Here is a 15,960-nt window from a genome sequence, read left to right on the forward strand (position 1 = left end):
GCCGCCAACGGCCTTTGGCCGGCGGCCGACCTATCCTAACTCACGGGAGCCCCGACCCTGCCATGACCCATATCGCCATCATCGGCGCCGGCATCACCGGCGTGACGACCGCCTATGCCCTGCTCGAACGCGGCTTCAAGGTGACAGTGCTCGACAAGCACCGTTACGCCGCGATGGAGACATCGTTCGCCAATGGCGGGCAACTCTCCGCCAGCAATGCCGAAGTGTGGAACAGCACCGCGACGATCCTGAAGGGTCTGCGCTGGATGTTCCGGCGCGACGCGCCGCTGCTGATGAACCCGCGGCCGAACTGGCACAAATATTCGTGGATGAGCGAGTTCGTCGCCAACATCGGCAACTACCGCGCCAACACCATCGAGACCACGCGGCTTGCGATCGAAGCCCGCAAGCATCTGTTCGAGATCGCGGCGCGCGAAGGCATCGACTTCGATCTCGAACGCCGCGGCATCCTCCACATCTATCACGACAAGGCGGGTTTCGAATCCGGCCTGCGCGTCAACGCGCTGCTGCAGGAAGGCGGCCTCGATCGCCGTCCGGTGACGGCGGAGGAGATCCGCGCGATCGAGCCGACGCTGCGCAAGGCCTATTATGGCGGCTTCTACACGCCGTCGGATGCGACCGGCGATATCCACAAGTTCACCCGCGGGCTGGCGGACGCCTGCAAGCGGCGCGGCGCGACCTTCATCCACGAGGCCGATATCGATTCAATTGCGCGCGCCGGCAGCGGCTTCGTGCTCGGCTGGGCCGATCTCGCCGCAAGCGATGCCGTCGCCCCCGGGCGCGGCATGCTGAAGGTGGACGGAGTCGTGGTCTGCGCCGGCGTCGCCAGCCGCCACTTCGCCGCCCTCCTCGACGATCGCATCAACGTCTACCCGGTGAAGGGCTATTCGATCACCGTTCAGCTCGACACCGCCGAAAGCCGCGCCGCGACGCCGACCGTGAGCCTGCTCGACGAAGCCGCCAAGATCGTCACCAGCCGGCTCGGCGCCGATCGTTTTCGGGTGGCCGGCACGGCCGAGTTCAACGACTTCAACCGCGACATCCGCGCCGACCGCGTGCAGCCGCTGGTCGACTGGGTGCGCAGCAACTTCCCCGCCATCGAAACATCGCGCGTCGTGCCCTGGGCCGGGCTGCGCCCGATGATGCCGAACATGATGCCAGTGGTGCGCGCCGGGCGGATGCCGGGCGTATTCTTCAACACCGGCCATGGCCATCTCGGCTGGACCCTGTCGGCCGCAACCGCGCAGATGATCGCCGGGACCATTGACGGCTGGCGCGGGCTCAATGCGCCGCCGACCGTGCCTTCACTTGGGGTTGAGCGCGAGCTGCGTCATGCATCCTGAGTGGTCTCGATCGGACGCGGGGGCGGCCTCTTGCGACCGCCCTGCCCTTGGCACACAATTTGCCCCGAAAGACCGGCATCTCCGGCCCGCTTTCCCAGCCCGAGTACAGGCGCGCATGATAGACACGTTCGAATCCACGGGCGCCCCAGGGCCCCACAAGTTCCGCAGCCGGAGATAGGTGCATGCTAGGTTATCTCATTCGTCGCGTTCTGGCCGCGGTGCCCGTGATGGGCGTCGTCGCGCTGTTCGTGTTCCTGCTGTTGCGGCTGACGCCTGGCGATCCCGCCGCGATCCTCGCCGGCGACAACGCGACGCCGGAACGGCTCGAGCGCATCCGCGAATCGCTCGGGCTCAACGAGCCCCTGATCGTGCAGTTCATCACCTGGGTGAACAAGCTGCTGCACGGCGACCTCGGAACCTCGCTCATCTCCAACCTGCCGGTGATGAAGATGATCGGCCAGCGCGTCGAACCGTCGATCTCGATCGCGCTGTGCACCATCATCCTCGCCGTCATCGTCGCCGTGCCGCTCGGCGTGATCGCGGCGTGGAAGCACGGCACCTGGATCGACCGTTTCGTCATGGGCCTGTCGGTCCTGGGCTTCTCGGTGCCGGTGTTCGTGGTCGGCTATGTCCTGATCGAGGTCTTCGCGATCGATTTGCGCTTGGTGCCGGTGCAGGGCTTCCGCAGCATCTTTAACGGTTTTGGGCCGTTCTTCGAGCGCATGATCCTGCCGACCTGCGCCCTGTCCTTCATCTACATCGCGCTGATCGCGCGCATGACGCGCGCGGCGATGCTCGACGTGCTCGGTGAAGATTACGTGCGAACGGCGCGTGCGAAAGGCATCAACGAGGTTGCCGTGATGATGCGGCATGCGCTGCGCAACGCCGCCGTGCCCGTGATCACCGTGATCGGCACCGGCTTTGCGCTGCTGATCTCCGGCGTGGTCGTCACCGAGAGCGTGTTCAACATCCCCGGCATCGGGCGCCTCACCGTCGATGCGGTGCTGGCGCGCGACTATCCGGTGATCCAGGCCATGATCCTGCTGACGTCGCTGATCTACGTCGTCGTCAATCTTCTCATCGACGTCGCCTACACCCTGCTCGATCCCCGGATCCGGTACTGAGGCAAGGACAAGAACAAAATGTCGGTCGATACCCTTCCCCAGTCGTCCATTCCGATCACCTCGCCGCTGCGGCCGCGCTTCGGATTCCTCACCTCGACGCCGATCATCGCGACAGCGACGTTCCTGCTCGCCCTGATCGTGGTGATCTCGATCCTCGCGCCGCTGATCGCGCCGCATGATCCGATCCAGCTCGCGCCGTCGCAGCGATTGAAGCCGGCCTCGGCGCAATTCCTGCTCGGCACCGACGCTTACGGACGCGACCTCCTGTCGCGCGTGATCTATGGCGGCCGCATCTCGCTGCTGATCGGCATCGGCTCGGCGATCCTGTCGATCGCCATCGGCCTTTCGATCGGCCTCGTCTCCGGCTTCTTCAAGCTGGTCGATTCCGTGATGATGCGCATCATGGACGGCCTGATGGCGATGCCGAGCATCCTGCTCGCGATCGCGGTGGTCTCGCTCTCCGGCGCCAGCATCTGGACCGTGCTGATCGCGATCACGATCCCTGAGATTCCGCGCGTGGCGCGCCTGGTCCGCTCGGTCGTGCTGTCGGCGCGCGAGGAGCCTTACGTCGAGGCCGCGATCTCGGTCGGCTCCAGCCTGCCGAAGATCATGTGGCGGCACCTGATGCCGAACACGATCGCGCCGCTGATCGTCCAGGGCACCTATGTCTGCGCCTCCGCGATCCTCACCGAGGCGATCCTCTCCTTCCTCGGCGCCGGCATCTCACCTGAGACGCCGACCTGGGGCAACATCATGGCCGAGGGCCGCCAGTACTTCCAGATCAAACCCTCGCTGATCTTCTGGCCGGGCCTGCTGCTCTCGATCGCCATCCTCAGCATCAACCTGATCGGCGATGCCGCCCGTGACGCCCTCGATCCCCGCATGAAGCAGCGGGAAGGAAAGTGAAACCATTGATTCCGTCATTCCGGGGCGGTGCGAAGCACCGAACTATGGTGCGCAATTGCGCACCTAAGAATCTCGAGGTTCCGGGTTCACGCTTGCGCGCGCCCCGGAACGACGGTGGAGATCTCGCATGACCAACCCTGTTCTCGACATCAACAACCTCGTCGTCTCCGTCGGCAAGAAGCCGAAGGGCGCCAACATCATCGACGGCATCTCGATCCAGGTGCGCGAGCGGGAGACGCTGTGCCTCGTCGGCGAAAGCGGCTCGGGCAAGTCGGTGACCTCGCTCACCACGATGGGCCTGTTGCCGAAGGGCACGCTGGTGCCGACCTCCGGCAGCGTCAAGCTGGTCGGCGAGGAGCTGCTCACCGCCACCGACCGCCGCCTGCGCCAGCTCCGCGCGACGCAGATGGCGATGATCTTCCAGGAGCCGATGACCGCGCTCAATCCGGTGGTGCCGGTCGGCCGCCAGATCGACGAGGTGCTGCGCGCCCACACCAAGCTCGACGCGAAGGCGCGCAAGAAGCGCATCCTCGACATGATGGAGCAGGTCCGCCTGCCCCAGGTCGAGCGCATCTTCGCCTCCTACCCGCACCGGCTCTCCGGCGGCCAGCGCCAGCGCATCATGATCGCGATGGCGCTGGTGCTGGAGCCGAAGCTGCTGATCGCCGACGAGCCGACCACCGCGCTCGACGTCACCACGCAGAAACAGATCCTGACCCTGATCCGCGACCTCCAGCGCGATCACGGCACGGCGGTGCTGTTCATCACGCATGACATGGGCGTGGTGGCCGAGATCGCCGACCGCGTCGCAGTGATGCGGCAAGGCCGCCTCGTCGAGACCGGTCCGCTCGAGACCGTGCTGCGCAACCCGACCATGGAGTACACCCGCAATTTGCTGGCGTCGGTGCCGAGCCTGGTGCCGCGGCCGCCGCGCGAGGAGAGTCGCGAGCCGGTGGTGCTCGAGGCCAACGAGCTCGGCAAGGTCTACAAGGAACGCGCGTTCTTCGGCAAAGGCCGCGAGGTCGTCGCCGCCGACAAGGTCACGCTCACCCTGCGCAAGGGCCGCACGCTCGGCATCGTCGGCGAAAGCGGCTCGGGCAAGTCGACCGTGGCGCGCTGCATCGTCCGCCTGATCGATCCGACCTCCGGCGGCGTGCGCCTTGCCGGCCGTGAGATCGCCGACATCTCGCGCCGCCTGCTGCAGCCGCATCGGCAGAAGATCCAGATCGTGTTCCAGGATCCCTACCGCTCGCTCAACCCGCGCGTCACCGTCGGCGAGAGCATCGCCGAAGGCCCGATCAATTACGGGACCTCGCATGCCGACGCGATGAAACGCGCGCGCGAGCTGCTCGAGCTCGTCGGGCTGCCGGCTGACGCCGTGTCGCGCTATCCGCACCAGTTCTCCGGCGGCCAGCGCCAACGCATCGCGATTGCCCGCGCGCTCGCGCTCGATCCGGACGTGCTGGTCGCGGACGAAGCGGTCTCCGCGCTCGACGTCTCGGTGCAGGCGCAGGTGCTGGAACTGCTCGACGAGATCCAGAAGCGGCTCGGCATCGCCATCCTGTTCATCACCCACGACCTGCGCGTCGCGGCGCAAATCTGCGACGAGGTCGTGGTGATGCAGCACGGCCGCGTCGTCGAACAGGGCCCCGCCGCCGAAGTGCTGACGCATCCGAAGGAGGCCTACACCAAGGCGCTGCTGGACGCGGCGCCGGGACGCAATTGGGACTTTGCGAACTTCCGGCCGGTGACGGAAGGCGTGGCGGCCACGCTGTAGCAACACTCACGGTGTCGTCCCGGCCTAGTTGTGGAGCCTCAAGAGGTTGTCCTCGGTCAAACCGAGCCTGCTGATCGGCGTTTGAGATTTTATACCACCGTGGGGCCGGTGCCAGTTGTATTGGTGCAGCCAGAACGGCAGCTCTTGGGCGCGCCGATCTGATGTTGGATAGGCTTTGGCATAAGCCCATTCGCGAAGCGCGGTTTGGATGAAGCGCTCGGCCTTGCCGTTTGTTCTGGGTGTATAGGGCTTGGTGCGAATATGCTTGATGCCGAGGTCCCGGCAAGCGTCGCGGAAGGCGAAGGACTGGTAGCAACTGCCATTGTCGGTCATGACGCGCGTGACGGTGACGCCGAGGCTTTTGTAATAAGCCACAGCCGCCTTGAGAAAAGGAACAGCACTGTCCGCGGTCTCGTCGGGCTTGATCTCGGAGAACGCGACGCGGGAATGGTCGTCAATGCAGACGTGGACGAAATCCCAACCAGCGCCACGGCTCTTGTTCGGACCACTCGGATCGCCGGTGATGCGGTGGCCCACACGCTCGAAACGCCCGAGCTTTTTGATGTCGATGTGGAGCATCTCGCCGGGCGTCTCGCGCTCATAGCGGCGCTCCGGTTCGGCCGGCTCCAGGTCGCGTATCCGGTTTAATCCCAAACGGCGCAGGATGCGGCTGACGGTGGCCGGTGACACCTCGACCTCGGCAGCGATCTGTTTGCCGGTGTGGCGCTGCCGGCGCAACGCCTCCACAGCGGTGCACGTGGCGACCGGGGTTTGGCTTGGCGATGAAAGGGGCCTGGAGGAGCGATCACGCAATCCCTCCACACCTTCCGCGCGGAACCGCTTGACCCATTTGGCGACCGTCTTCGGCGTCGTATTGAACAGGTCGGCCGCGCCAGCTTGGCTCAGCCCGCCTTGCACCACGCTTCGGACCATCGCCTCTCGACCTTTGGGCGTCAAAGGCGCATTCTTGTGCACGTTCATCTGGTCTCTCCTTGGAACACTGAAGCTTCGCAACCTCAGCTTCCTCGGTTCAGACCAGATGGACAACCTCCTGAGAGACCACACCTAGTGCGCAATTGCGCACGGGGGCCGGGACCCATACCGCGTGATCTATCGATTGCTGGCGGTACCAATCCCGAACGACCAATCTTCGCCAAACATCTCCCTGGGGGTATGGGTCCCGGCCCCCGTGCGCAATTGCGCACTAGGCCGGGACGACACTGAATTTGTGGAAGCCCCTCCTCTCACAACACCCACCGCCCCGCAGCATTCCCAAAACGTCTTGACCCTATGCGTGGCGCGATTGCTTCCCGCCTTGCTCTCCTCGCAAAGCCGGGGCTAACGTCGCGCACTCCTGATTGACCGGACTGGAATTGATGACACGTATCGCCGTCGGCGGCTTCCTGCACGAGACCAACACCTTCGCCCCGACCAAGGCGACGTTTGCGGACTTCCAGCATGGCGGCGGCTGGCCGGCGATGACTGAAGGTGCCGACGTCGTGAAGGTGATGCGGCGCATCAATGTCGGGCTTGCCGGTTTCGTCGACAGTGCCGAGGCGAACGGCTGGGAACTCATCCCGACGATTGCCTGCGGGGCGAGCCCGTCGGCGCATGTCACCAAGGACGCCTTCGAGCGCATCGTGAAGGTCATGGTCGACGGCATCGCGGCCGCGGGTCCGATCGACGCGGTCTATCTCGACCTGCACGGCGCCATGGTCACCGAGCATCTCGACGACGGTGAGGGCGAAATCCTAGCGCGCGTGCGCCGCGTCATCGGCAAGGATGTTCCGCTGGTCGCGAGCCTCGACCTGCACGCCAATGTCACGCCCGCAATGATGGAACATGCGGATGCGCTGATCGCCTACCGCACCTATCCGCATGTCGACATGGCCGACACCGGCCGCGCCTGCGCAAAGCATCTGGCGCTGCTGCTGAAGACCAAGCAGCGCTTTGCAAAATCCTTCCGGCAATTGCCGTTCCTGATCGCGATCAGCTGGCAATGCACCAACGACTTTCCGACCAGGGGCATTTACGAAAAGCTCGCTGCGCTCGAGAGCGACGCGGTTCCAACGCTTTCTTTCGCGCCCGGCTTCCCCGCCGCCGATTTCCGCGATTGCGGCCCGAGCGTGTTCGCCTATGGCAAGACGCAAGGCGACGCTGATCGCGCCGCCGATGCGATCGTCAAGCTGATCGAAAGCCACGAGGACGATTTCGACGGCAGGATCTGGTCGCCCGACGATGGCGTGCGCCATGCCATGGAACTCTCGAAGAACGCGAGCAAGCCGATCATCATCGCCGACACCCAGGACAATCCCGGCGCCGGCGGCGATTCCGACACCACGGGCATGCTGCGCGCGCTGGTGCGCAACAAGGCGAGCGCCGCGACCGGCGCCATCTACGATCCGGAATCGGCGAAGGCCGCGCACGAAGCCGGCGTCGGCGCGACCGTGACGCTCGCGCTCGGCGGCAAGTCCGGCATTCCCGGCGACGAGCCCTATCGCGAGACTTTTGTGGTCGAAAAGCTCTCCGACGGCCGCTTCATCGCGCCCGGTCCCTATTATGGCGGCCGCGAGATGGAGATGGGCCCCTCCGCAGCCTTGCGCATCGGCGATGTCCGTGTCGTCGTCTCCTCGCACAAGGCGCAGCTCGCCGACCAGGCGATGTACCGCTACGTCGGCATCGAGCCGACACGAGAGAAAATCCTGGTCAACAAGAGCTCGGTGCACTTCCGCGCCGATTTCGAGCCGATCGCGGAAAAGCTGATGATCTGCGCCGCACCCGGCGCGATGCCGGCCGACACCGCCTCCCTGCCCTGGACGCGCCTGCGCCCGGGCATCCGCATCAAGCCGAACGGCCCCGTTTTCAATCCTCCTTCACGCTAACCGGACAGGACACATGCCCACGATCGACCGCATCGACGGCTACGCCGACGAACTCACCGCCATCAGGCGCGACCTCCACGCCCATCCCGAGATCGGCTTCGAGGAAGTGCGCACCTCCGGCATCGTCGCCGACAAGCTGAAGAGCTGGGGCATCGAGGTGCATCGCGGTCTCGGCGGCACCGGCGTGATCGGCGTCATCAAGGGCAAGGGCTCGGGCGGCAAGCGCATCGGCCTGCGCGCCGACATGGACGCGCTGCCGATGGAAGAGAACACCAACCTGAAATGGAGCTCGAAAATCCCCGGCCGCTTCCACGGCTGCGGCCATGACGGCCACACCACCATGCTGCTCGGCACCGCGCGCTATCTCGCCGAGACCCGGAATTTCGACGGCACCGTGCATCTGATCTTCCAGCCCGCCGAGGAAGGCCTCGGCGGCGCCCGCGCCATGATCAAGGACGGCCTGTTCGAGAAATTCCCCTGCGACGAGCTCTATGGCCTGCACAACGCGCCCGACCTCAATCATGGTGAGATCGCGATCCTGCCCGGCCCGGCAATGGCCAGCGCCGACTTCTTCGATCTCCGCATCACCGGCTACGGCGCCCATGGCGCGATGCCCGAGCGCTCCAAGGACGCGGTGATCATCGCGACCACGCTGGCGCAGGCGATCCAGACCATCGTCAGCCGCAACGTCGAGCCGCTGCAGGCCGCGGTCATCTCGATCACCCAGATCCATGCGGGTTCCGCCTATAACGTCATTCCGGGCGAAGCGCATCTCTGCGGCACCATCCGCACCTTCTCGAATGAAGTCCGCGCCCTGATCGCCGACCGCATCCGAACGATCTGCGCCGGCATCGCGGCCGCGTATCAGTGCACGATCGAAGCCGACATCCGCGACACGTTCGGTGTTCTGGTCAACCAGGTCGAGCAGTCCAAGGTGGTCGAGGAGGTCGCGCGCACGATCATCGATCCCGCCAACGTGATCACCCGCGCTCAGCCGAAGATGGGCAGCGAGGATTTTGCCGACATGCTGCAGACCATTCCTGGCGCCTATTTCTGGGTGGGGCATGACGGCTCGGTGCCGGTGCACAATCCCGGCTTCGTGCTCGACGACAAGATCCTGCCGATCGGCGCCAGCATGTTCGCCCGGATCATCGAGACCCGTATGCCGGTAGGTTAGCAATGCATAAGAAGAGCCCTGAGGAAGCGGTCACCTCGCTGCACGATCTCTCCGCGGTCGACCTGATCGCGGGCTATCGCGCGAAACAATTCTCGCCGAGCGAGGTGCTGGAGGACGTGCTCGCGCATGTCGCGGCATGGGAACCGCATCTGAAGGCGCTCTATGCATTCGACCCTGACAGCGCGCGCGAGGCGGCAAAGGCCTCGACCGCGCGCTGGACCGGGGGCGAGCCGTCAGGCGCGCTCGACGGCGTGCCTGTCACGGTGAAGGACAACATCGCGACCAAGGGCGTACCGGTGCCGCTGGGCGCTGCCAGCGTCAAGCTGGTGCCAGCCGAGAAAGATGCCCCGCCCGCCGCGCGGTTGCGCGAGGCCGGCGCGATCATCTTCGCCAAGACCACCATGCCCGATTACGGCATGCTGTCGTCCGGGCTCTCCAGCTTCCATGCGCTCGCGCGCAACCCATGGGACCTCAGCAAGAACCCCGGCGGCTCCAGCGCCGGCGCGGGCGCCGCTGCCGCGGCGGGCTATGGCCCCTTGCATCTCGGCACCGATATCGGTGGCTCGGTCCGGCTGCCCGCGGGATGGTGCGGTCTCGTCGGCCTGAAGCCGAGTTTTGGCCGCGTGCCGATCGATCCCGCCTATGTCGGTCGTGTCGCAGGTCCCATGACCCGCACCGTCGATGATTGCGCGCTGATGATGAGCGCGATCGCAAAGCCCGACCGGCGCGACGGCATGAGCCTGCCCGCCGAGCCGCTCAACTGGAAGGGCCTGGAAAAATCTCCGCGAAAATTGCGCATCGGCCTGATGCTCGATCCCGGCACGGGCATGGCGCTGGAGAAGCCGGTGCGCGAGATCGCGGTGAAGGCCGCGAAGGCATTTGAATCCGCGGGCGCGGTCGTGACTGAGGTCGACGGCATCCTCACCCGCGAGATGCTCGACGGCCTCGACAATTTCTGGCGCGCGCGGATGTGGGACGATCTGTCGAAGCTGACGCCGGCCGAACAGGCAAAGGTGCTGCCCTACATTTTCAAATGGGGCGAGTCCGGCGCGAAGCTCTCGGGTGTCGACGTCATCCGCGGCTTCAACCAGACCATGACGATCCGCGCGGCGGCGTCAAAATTGTTCTGCGAGCTCGACTATGTGATCTCGCCGACCGCGCCGAACGTGAACTATCCGGCGGAGTGGGCCTCCCCGACCAACGATCCCATGAAGCCGTTCGAGCACATCGCCTATACCGTGCCGTGGAATATGTCGGAGAATCCGGCCGTCTCCGTCAACGGCGGCTTCGACGCCAAGGGTTTTCCCATCGGCGTGCAGATCGTCGGCCGCCGCTTCGACGATATCGGCGTGCTCGGCATGGCCAAGGCGTTCGAGGGCCTGCGCGGCGCGCAGCGGCCCTGGCCGAAGCCGCCGGCCAACTAATCGCACCGTCGTCATTCCGGGTTGCGCCCTCTTGGCGCAAGCCCGGAATCCATTCATCCGCACAAGTGGTGTGGAGAAATGGATTCCGGGTTCGCGCTTCGCGCGCCCCGGAATGACGTGTTAGAAAAACCGACAAAGAACCGAGGAAGGAAACCACCCATGGCGTATGAGACGATCAAGTACGAGGTCGCCGAGCAGATCCTCACCATCACGCTGAACCGGCCCGACAAGCTCAACGCCTTCAACGCGCAGATGCAGGCAGAGCTGATCGACGCGTTCGACGCCGCCGACAAGGACGACAATGTCCGCGCCATCATCGTCACCGGCGCCGGCCGCGGCTTTTGCGCGGGCGCCGATCTTTCGTCGGGCGCGGATACGTTCGATCGCGACGCGCGGCGCGGGCCCGTCAAACGTTTCGCCGACGGCAAGGTCGATTACAGCGACCCGCAGGTGCGCGACGGCGGCGGCCAGGTGACGCTGCGCATCTTCAAGTGCCTCAAGCCCGTCATCGCCGCCGTCAACGGGCCCGCGGTCGGCATCGGCGTTACCATGCAGCTCGCGATGGACATACGCATTGCGTCCGACGCCGCGCGCTTCGGCTTCGTGTTCTCCCAGCGCGGTATCGTGCCGGAGGCCGCCTCGAGCTGGTTCCTGCCGCGCATCGTCGGCATCGCGCAGGCGCTGGAATGGTGCTATTCGGGCCGCGTCTTCCCGGCGCAGGAAGCGCTCGCCGGCCGCCTCGTCAGCAAGGTCGTCGCCCCCGACGATCTCCTGCCGACCGCCCGCGCCCTCGCCAAGGAGTTCGCCGCCAAGACCGCACCGGTGTCGGTGGCGCTGATCCGCCAGATGATGTGGCGCATGATGGGCGCCGACGATCCCATGGAAGCCCACAAGGTCGACAGCCGCGGCATCTACGCCCGCGGCCGCTCGGACGATGTCAGGGAAGGCGTGGTGTCGTTCCTGGAGAAGCGTCCCGCGCAGTTCAAGAACAAGGTGTCCAGCGATATGCCGGACTATTTCCCGTGGTGGACGGAGCGGGAGTATAAGTGACGCGCTCGTAGGACCTCCTACCCGTGGTCAAGAGGTAGACGTCCTTGATGGGCGAGCATAGCGCCGTGCTCGCCGCCGTCCAGGACGCTTCGCGCCGGCGTTGCCGGTGCCGACGGCCTCCTGGACAGCGTCTGCGCGCGGCGCTGTGGCGATCGGCAGGTCGGGACGAAGGAATGGTCACACCGGCCGAACAAAGGAATGAGGCTCAGGCTTTAGTGGAGGTCCTTGCGCTATAGTCCGCCTCGTATGGGGTGTGTCGCTTGAGCGTCGTGCACAAGGCAAAGAGCAAGCGATCCCCTACAGTGCGCAGAGCACGCGCGTGGCCATGTCCTCGCTGTCGCAAGGCATCATAGCGTCGCCTGCTGGCCTCATCGTGTTGGATGGCGACCCGCGACCAGTGATGGACGGCGCTCTGTAGCCGCCTGTTGCAGGCGAGGCGACGGATCACGAAGCGTTGCTTGCCGCTTTGCCGCGTCACCGGCGCGGCCCCTGCCAAGGCGCGCAGAGCATGATAATCTCGCCTGCGCAGAGGCTCTGCGGCCTCGGCGAGCAGTGTGGCGAGATGGATCCTGCCGATTCCTGGCCAGGAGCGAAGGATCGTCACGTCGCACTGCTCCGAGCTCTGCCCCGAGGCCTTCTCCTCGCCTTCGATTGCGACGCACAGACGGTCCAGGTTCTGATGCGCCTCCTTGATCTGCTGATTGACCAGGTGCAGTCGTGCCGCCAAGCTGCGGATGTGTGCGCAGGCGGCCTCGGTGGTGCCGGGTGCCACGAACAGCGGGGCCTCGCGTAAAGTTTCAAGCACCCCCGCCGCATCAAGGCGGCGGATGCGATGGGCTTTCAGAACGCGTGCAATTGCCTTCTCGCTGGCCTTGGCCGCACGGGCCGGCGTCGGCACCATCTGCCAAAGCGCCAGGAACCATTCGTCAGCGACATCGTCGGTCAGCTTGGTGGCCTGCGGATAATATCGCCACAACTGCTTGCGCAGCCGGTTGGCAAGACGTGTGCGCTCCTGCTGCAGTTCGTCGGCCAAGCGCGACCACTCGCGCAGCTCGATCATCGTGGGATCGTCGACCACAAGCCGACGGAACGCCGCGCGATCCGTGCGGAGCGAAGCTCCGAGCACATGGGCATCGCGGCGGTCATCCTTGGCACCAGCCACCGTGAAGCGATCACGGAAGCGGTCAAGCTGCTTGGGATTGATCGCGAACACCGCAAACCCGTGTTCGAGCAACACCTCCACCACCGGGCCGTGCGGCATCTCGATCGCCACGGCGATCTGCCCCGGTGCGGCGTTGGTCTTCTGCAGCAGCCAGTCGCGCAACTCCGTCAGGCCCGCACCCTCATGGGCGAACTCGCAGTGAGCAACCTGTCTTCCTTCGGTATCCAGCAGGCAAACGCTATGGCTCTGCGTTGCCCAATCGATCCCGACGAACCAGCGTACATCTTCGAGCATTGTTGGGACCTCCTTGCTCTCAAAAAGCGGGCCACCGCGATCCTGATCGATCCCTGTACTGGCGCTCTCGGCGCGAACCTCCTACTGGATCTCGACCGCGGCCGCTCTGCCGGGGCGCGGCGCCTACGTCGGTGTTCAAGACACAGGTGGGCAAGGCTGCTCCCGGCGGATCGGCCCGTGTTCCAGTCTACACCTTCGACTGGATGCGAACCCCAAAAGGGTACAGGGTGGGCAAAGGCGCTCTTGCGCCGTGCCCACCATCTATCAGCAACCGAAACCTGAATGGTGGGCACGCTTCGCTTTGCCCACCCTACGGCACCACGCCACCGTCACTCCATCACCAGCGCCACGCGCCCGATCGCCTTGCGATCGATCAGCAGCCGCATCGCCTTCGCATAATCCTCCAGCGGCAGACGGTGCGAGACGTTGGGGCGCAGCTTGCCCTCCTCCGCCCATTGCAAGAGCGCCTTCAGGCGGACTTCGCCGAGCGCAGGGTTCTTGCGCACCGCTTCGCCGGCGCGCACGCCGAGCACGCTGGCACCCTTGATCAGCAGCAGATTGGTCTTGGCCGAACCGATGCCGCCGGTGAAGCCGATCACGAGGAGCCGCGCGCCCCAGGCGATGCAGCGCATCGAGTCTTCAAAGACCTGGCCACCGACCGGATCGAACACGACGTCGGCGCCGCGGCCGTCGGTGATGCGCTTGACGGCGTCGCGAAACGGCTCGCGATCGTAGCGGACGAGATGATCGGCGCCGCGCGATTTCGCGATCGCAAGCTTCTCGTCGCTGGAAGCGGTTGCGATCACGGTTGCGCCCAGCATCTTGCCGATCTCGACGGCGGCGAGGCCGACGCCGCCGCCGGCGCCGTGCACCAGCAGCACCTCGCCCGGCTCGACCCGGCCACGATCGATCAGCGCGTGGTAGGCCGTGCCATGGCCGGCGAGATAGGTCGCAGCTTCCGCGTAGTCGAACGTGGACGGCATCGGCGTGAGCTGCGATGGCGTCACCACCGCTTCATCGGTGAAGGCGCCATGGCGCATCTTGACGATGACCTTGTCGCCGACGGCAACGCCCCTCGCCTCCGCGCCGACTTCGGTGACGTCGCCGGCGGCTTCCATGCCGGGCGTGAACGGCAGCTCGGGCTTGAGCTGATATTCGCCGGCCGCCATCAGCACGTCGGGAAAATTCAAGCCAGCCGCGCGGATCGCGACCCGTACCTCGCCGGGTTTCAGGGCGCGCGACGGAAACTCCTCCAGCCGCAAAGTCTCGGGCGCGCCGAGCGCGCGGCAGACGACAGCGCGCACCATCAGGCCGCGCTCGCCTTGCTGCGCGTAAGCGCCTCGCGGATCAGCGGCAGGCGGTCGTTGCCGAAATACATGTCGGTCTTGCCCACGAAGATCGTCGGCGAGCCGAAGCCGCCGCGCGCCACGACCTCTTCGGTGTTGGCCTTGAGCTGATCCTTGATGCCCTGCTCGGAAATGCCGGCGAAGAATTTCTGCTCGTCGATGCCGACCTTGCTGCAGATCTCGGCGAGCACCGCGTCCTGCGAGATGTCCTTGTCCTCGCCCCAATAGGTCTCGAATACGGCGGTCGCGAACGGCACCATGTCTTTGCCGAGCCAGATGCAGCCGCGCATGGCCTTGACGCTGTTCACCGGAAACACCGTAGGCGGCATCTTGATCGCAAGGCCGGCCGAACGCGCCCAGTCGGCGAGGTCCTTCTTCATATAGCGCGCCTTCAGCGGCACCGGCCGTTCGCGCTGGGCGTAGACGCTCGGATTGACCGTGTTGAAGATGCCGCCGACTAGGATCGGCCGCCAGACGATCTCGGCGCCGCACTCCCTGGCCAGCGGCTGGATGTTGTGGAAGGCGAGATAGGTCCAGGGGCTGGAGCAGTCGAAGAAGAATTCGATCATGGGGGTTCCTTTGCTCTCGTCATTCCGGGGCGCGCCCCTTTGGGCGCGAACCCGGAATCCATTTCACCAGTCTTATTGCGGCCTGATGGATTCCGGGTTCGCGCTTCGCGCGCCCCGGAATGACGGCGTTGCCGTCACTTCCTTCCCAACACTTCCTTAGCCCTCTGCCCGAACATGATCTTGCGTGATTCCTCGTCGAACGGCTCTTTCACGAATTTTCCGATCGCGAGCCCCGCCTGCACTTGCGGACGCGCCCGCACCTCGGCGTACCAGCGTTTCACGCTCGGATAGTCGTCGAGCGTAAAACCTTGCGCCTTGTGGGTCATGGTCCAGGGGAAGCAGGCGATGTCGGCAATGGAATAGTCGCCGGCGACATAGGCGCCGGTCTTGGCCAACTGCTGGTCGAGCACGCCGTAGAGCCGCGCCGCCTCGTCGCGGTAGCGCTCGATCGCATAGGGAATCTTCTCCGCCGCATAGAGCGCGAAGTGGCCGTGCTGGCCGAGCATCGGCCCGAGCCCCGCCATCTGCCACATCACCCACTGGATCGTGGTGGAGCGCCCGCGCAAATCGGTCGGCAGCAAGCGGCCGGTCTTCTCCGCGAGATAGATCAGGATCGCGCCGGTCTCGAACGCCGGGAACGGCGCGCCGCCGTCGGCGGGTTCGTGATCGACGATCGCGGGAATGCGGTTGTTCGGACTGATCGCCAAGAACTCAGGATTGAACTGCTCGCCGGTGCGGATATTCACCGGGATCACCTTATAGGGAAGCCCGAGTTCCTCCAGCATGATCGAGATTTTCCAGCCGTTCGGCGTCGGTGCGTAATAGAGGTCGATCATGACCTTTCCTTTGGGCCCTTTCCCTTGCGCCTTCCCTGTCGCCGCCGCT

At 65.4% G+C, this 15,960-nt stretch carries 13 protein-coding genes; 8 read left to right on the forward strand and 5 right to left on the reverse strand.

Annotation, left to right across the window (positions count from 1 at the left end; genetic code table 11):
• Window positions 1–62 precede the first annotated feature (62 nt).
• The 4 genes from ACVJ19_RS35595 (at window position 63) to ACVJ19_RS35610 (ending at window position 5,171) form a co-directional block, all read left to right on the forward strand.
• Window positions 63–1,364, forward strand: a complete 1,302-nt coding sequence (locus ACVJ19_RS35595; RefSeq protein WP_453953714.1) for a D-amino acid dehydrogenase — start codon at window positions 63–65, stop codon at window positions 1,362–1,364.
• A gap of 182 nt (window positions 1,365–1,546) precedes the next feature.
• A complete protein-coding gene (locus ACVJ19_RS35600; RefSeq protein ID WP_018647027.1) occupies window positions 1,547–2,488 on the forward strand; it encodes an ABC transporter permease in 942 nt (313 codons plus the stop codon).
• A gap of 18 nt (window positions 2,489–2,506) precedes the next feature.
• A complete protein-coding gene (locus tag ACVJ19_RS35605; protein WP_211403860.1) occupies window positions 2,507–3,394 on the forward strand; it encodes an ABC transporter permease in 888 nt (295 codons plus the stop codon).
• Between the two features lie 127 nt (window positions 3,395–3,521).
• Window positions 3,522–5,171: an ABC transporter ATP-binding protein gene (locus tag ACVJ19_RS35610; protein WP_453953715.1), complete on the forward strand. Its 1,650-nt coding sequence runs from the start codon at window positions 3,522–3,524 to the stop codon at window positions 5,169–5,171.
• A gap of 24 nt (window positions 5,172–5,195) precedes the next feature.
• Here the strand turns inward: ACVJ19_RS35610 and ACVJ19_RS35615 are convergent, their stop codons facing one another.
• On the reverse strand, window positions 5,196–6,152 hold the full coding sequence (locus ACVJ19_RS35615) for an IS481 family transposase (protein WP_453948408.1): 957 nt from the start codon (window positions 6,150–6,152) through the stop codon (window positions 5,196–5,198).
• Window positions 6,153–6,547: 395 nt separating this feature from the next.
• Between ACVJ19_RS35615 and ACVJ19_RS35620 the strand changes: the two genes are divergently transcribed.
• From ACVJ19_RS35620 to ACVJ19_RS35635, 4 genes are all read left to right on the forward strand, one after another.
• Window positions 6,548–8,053, forward strand: a complete 1,506-nt coding sequence (locus ACVJ19_RS35620) for a M81 family metallopeptidase (protein WP_453953716.1) — start codon at window positions 6,548–6,550, stop codon at window positions 8,051–8,053.
• A gap of 13 nt (window positions 8,054–8,066) precedes the next feature.
• The gene (locus ACVJ19_RS35625) at window positions 8,067–9,230 is read left to right on the forward strand and encodes a M20 aminoacylase family protein (protein ID WP_453953717.1); all 1,164 of its coding nucleotides are present in this window, start codon (window positions 8,067–8,069) and stop codon (window positions 9,228–9,230) included.
• Between the two features lie 2 nt (window positions 9,231–9,232).
• A complete protein-coding gene (locus ACVJ19_RS35630) occupies window positions 9,233–10,654 on the forward strand; it encodes an amidase (RefSeq protein ID WP_453953718.1) in 1,422 nt (473 codons plus the stop codon).
• 159 nt (window positions 10,655–10,813) lie between these two features.
• Window positions 10,814–11,704, forward strand: coding sequence for a crotonase/enoyl-CoA hydratase family protein (locus ACVJ19_RS35635; RefSeq protein ID WP_453953719.1), 891 nt, complete (start codon window positions 10,814–10,816; stop codon window positions 11,702–11,704).
• A gap of 205 nt (window positions 11,705–11,909) precedes the next feature.
• Here the strand turns inward: ACVJ19_RS35635 and ACVJ19_RS35640 are convergent, their stop codons facing one another.
• The 4 genes from ACVJ19_RS35640 to ACVJ19_RS35655 all read right to left on the reverse strand — a co-directional run bounded on the left by ACVJ19_RS35640 (window position 11,910) and on the right by ACVJ19_RS35655 (window position 15,911).
• Window positions 11,910–13,160 carry an IS110 family RNA-guided transposase gene (locus tag ACVJ19_RS35640; protein ID WP_453948482.1) on the reverse strand — a complete coding sequence of 417 codons (1,251 nt, stop codon included), beginning with the start codon at window positions 13,158–13,160 and terminating at the stop codon, window positions 11,910–11,912.
• A gap of 329 nt (window positions 13,161–13,489) precedes the next feature.
• The gene (locus ACVJ19_RS35645) at window positions 13,490–14,467 is read right to left on the reverse strand and encodes an NADPH:quinone oxidoreductase family protein (protein WP_453953720.1); all 978 of its coding nucleotides are present in this window, start codon (window positions 14,465–14,467) and stop codon (window positions 13,490–13,492) included.
• Window positions 14,467–15,075: a DsbA family protein gene (locus ACVJ19_RS35650; RefSeq protein ID WP_453953721.1), complete on the reverse strand. Its 609-nt coding sequence runs from the start codon at window positions 15,073–15,075 to the stop codon at window positions 14,467–14,469. Before ACVJ19_RS35650 ends, ACVJ19_RS35645 begins: the two co-directional genes overlap by 1 nt.
• A 134-nt stretch (window positions 15,076–15,209) precedes the next feature.
• On the reverse strand, window positions 15,210–15,911 hold the full coding sequence (locus ACVJ19_RS35655) for a glutathione S-transferase N-terminal domain-containing protein (RefSeq protein ID WP_453953722.1): 702 nt from the start codon (window positions 15,909–15,911) through the stop codon (window positions 15,210–15,212).
• Between the last annotated feature and the right edge of the window lie 49 nt (window positions 15,912–15,960).

Source organism: Bradyrhizobium sp. USDA 376 (assembly GCF_054063675.1).

Bases quoted from the DNA above. Each gene is read 5' to 3' on its own strand.
- ACVJ19_RS35630 (WP_453953718.1), top strand. From the start codon at position 9,233: ATGCATAAGAAGAGCCCTGAGGAAGCGGTCACCTCGCTGCACGATCTC.
- ACVJ19_RS35645 (WP_453953720.1), bottom strand. From the start codon at position 14,467: ATGGTGCGCGCTGTCGTCTGCCGCGCGCTCGGCGCGCCCGAGACTTTG.
- ACVJ19_RS35635 (WP_453953719.1), top strand. From the start codon at position 10,814: ATGGCGTATGAGACGATCAAGTACGAGGTCGCCGAGCAGATCCTCACC.
- ACVJ19_RS35600 (WP_018647027.1), top strand. From the start codon at position 1,547: ATGCTAGGTTATCTCATTCGTCGCGTTCTGGCCGCGGTGCCCGTGATG.
- ACVJ19_RS35650 (WP_453953721.1), bottom strand. From the start codon at position 15,075: ATGATCGAATTCTTCTTCGACTGCTCCAGCCCCTGGACCTATCTCGCC.
- ACVJ19_RS35610 (WP_453953715.1), top strand. From the start codon at position 3,522: ATGACCAACCCTGTTCTCGACATCAACAACCTCGTCGTCTCCGTCGGC.
- ACVJ19_RS35615 (WP_453948408.1), bottom strand. From the start codon at position 6,152: ATGAACGTGCACAAGAATGCGCCTTTGACGCCCAAAGGTCGAGAGGCG.
- ACVJ19_RS35640 (WP_453948482.1), bottom strand. From the start codon at position 13,160: ATGCTCGAAGATGTACGCTGGTTCGTCGGGATCGATTGGGCAACGCAG.
- ACVJ19_RS35595 (WP_453953714.1), top strand. From the start codon at position 63: ATGACCCATATCGCCATCATCGGCGCCGGCATCACCGGCGTGACGACC.
- ACVJ19_RS35620 (WP_453953716.1), top strand. From the start codon at position 6,548: ATGACACGTATCGCCGTCGGCGGCTTCCTGCACGAGACCAACACCTTC.
- ACVJ19_RS35625 (WP_453953717.1), top strand. From the start codon at position 8,067: ATGCCCACGATCGACCGCATCGACGGCTACGCCGACGAACTCACCGCC.
- ACVJ19_RS35605 (WP_211403860.1), top strand. From the start codon at position 2,507: ATGTCGGTCGATACCCTTCCCCAGTCGTCCATTCCGATCACCTCGCCG.
- ACVJ19_RS35655 (WP_453953722.1), bottom strand. From the start codon at position 15,911: ATGATCGACCTCTATTACGCACCGACGCCGAACGGCTGGAAAATCTCG.